The sequence below is a fragment of the Nitrospirota bacterium genome (genome assembly GCA_040754395.1).
Classification (GTDB): Bacteria; Nitrospirota; Thermodesulfovibrionia; order Thermodesulfovibrionales; family SM23-35; genus JBFMCL01.
Genome location: JBFMCL010000069.1, coordinates 1 through 1,277, shown reverse-complemented (window position 1 = coordinate 1,277; position 1,277 = coordinate 1). Strand labels below are relative to the sequence as shown.

2 protein-coding genes are annotated in these 1,277 nt (G+C 48.9%); both read right to left on the bottom strand.

Annotation, left to right across the window (positions count from 1 at the left end; translation table 11 throughout):
- Positions 1 to 439: 439 nt before the first annotated feature.
- On the bottom strand, positions 440 to 589 hold the full coding sequence (locus tag AB1552_14465) for a hypothetical protein (protein ID MEW6054961.1): 150 nt from the start codon (positions 587 to 589) through the stop codon (positions 440 to 442).
- Between the two features lie 134 nt (positions 590 to 723).
- Positions 724 to 1,014: a transposase gene (locus AB1552_14460; protein ID MEW6054960.1), complete on the bottom strand. Its 291-nt coding sequence runs from the start codon at positions 1,012 to 1,014 to the stop codon at positions 724 to 726.
- Positions 1,015 to 1,277 lie beyond the last annotated feature (263 nt).

Here is a 1,277-nt window from a genome sequence, read left to right as displayed (position 1 = left end):
CTGCTGAGAGTTGAAAATGTGGAAGATGACGCCTCCATGAATTATCTGACAGGCGAGACGCCTGTCCTACCGGAATTGATAAACTTTCCTCTTTCATATTAACTTCCCTTTTTTCATCTGAAAATCCTCATGCTATAAGGACGCAACAAGATTATTCTCCTCATCACTGCTTATCCCGAGTGTCCTCGTTCTTCACTACTGATGCTTGTATCCATAACAATCAAATGCCGTCAGACAGTCTCTTCAATACGGACAGAAGGTCATATGAGCGGCCGGTTAGGGATGAAAATTTCATCTGCGTGCTCATGGCAACATTCCGTTGTACTTAGAACCGGCCCGGTCAGTTTCATGCTCGGGGTCATAAACTACCAGTAAACATCGACCTGTGTGCTCGCCTTCTTGTCGAATCGATCAGACTGCTTATTGTTTCTCTTCCGTCCTATGTCGCTTCTTTTATGGTCACCTCAAAACCCATCTCGGTAAGTCGTCTGATGTAGCTTTTGGTTATCTTATCTTTTCTCCGCTTGTCGAGATAATCCATGCCGAGTTCTCGATAAGGGACGTGACGTTTGAGCATATGGTAACTCATGACCAATATCTTGTGCCCCACGGCTATTAACGCCCGTTTCTTTCCGCGCCTGCCTACAAGGCTGTGGTACTTGGCCTTTAAATAACAATTCTTTGTCCGGCTGGCCGCCCAAGCGCTTTCCGTAAGGGTCGCTTTCAGCGCCTTGCTTCCATGGGTGGTCTTACCGCTTTTTTTTTACCGGCACTCTCGTTGTTGCCGGGACTCATCCCTGCCCACGACGAGAGATGGTCTGCCGTGGGGAACTGGTCCATGTTTACCCCGATCTCCGCAATGATGGAGGCCGCAGCGTGTTCCTTGACCCCGGGAATGGTCTGTAACAGCTCGTATTCCTTTTGATAGGGTTTGAGTTTTTCGTCGATCTGCTTCTCAATCTTCGTCACAAGCTTTTCGATGGACCGTATATGCTTGAGCGATGTTCGGATCATGAAACATTCATGAGCCATTTGCTCACAAAGAATGATGAAAATTGCAGTCAGGACAGCCGAGACGGCTGTCCTACCAGGGGTGGTGACTTTATAACCAGTAGGACAGGCGTCTCGCCTGTCGAAAGGACATTTTCAGATGAAAATATGGTGCTCGGTGATCCGGCCCACCAATGCCTGATGGAGCGCATCCCTTTTCTTGCGGAGCTTGCCCACCGCAAGGGCGCTCATCTCTTTTGCCGTCATTTCTCCCGCAAGGAGCGCTT

Excerpts from the sequence above, each read along its gene's own strand:
- AB1552_14465 (MEW6054961.1), bottom strand. The coding sequence starts at position 589 with ATGAGTTACCATATGCTCAAACGTCACGTCCCTTATCGAGAACTCGGC.
- AB1552_14460 (MEW6054960.1), bottom strand. The coding sequence starts at position 1,014 with ATGATCCGAACATCGCTCAAGCATATACGGTCCATCGAAAAGCTTGTG.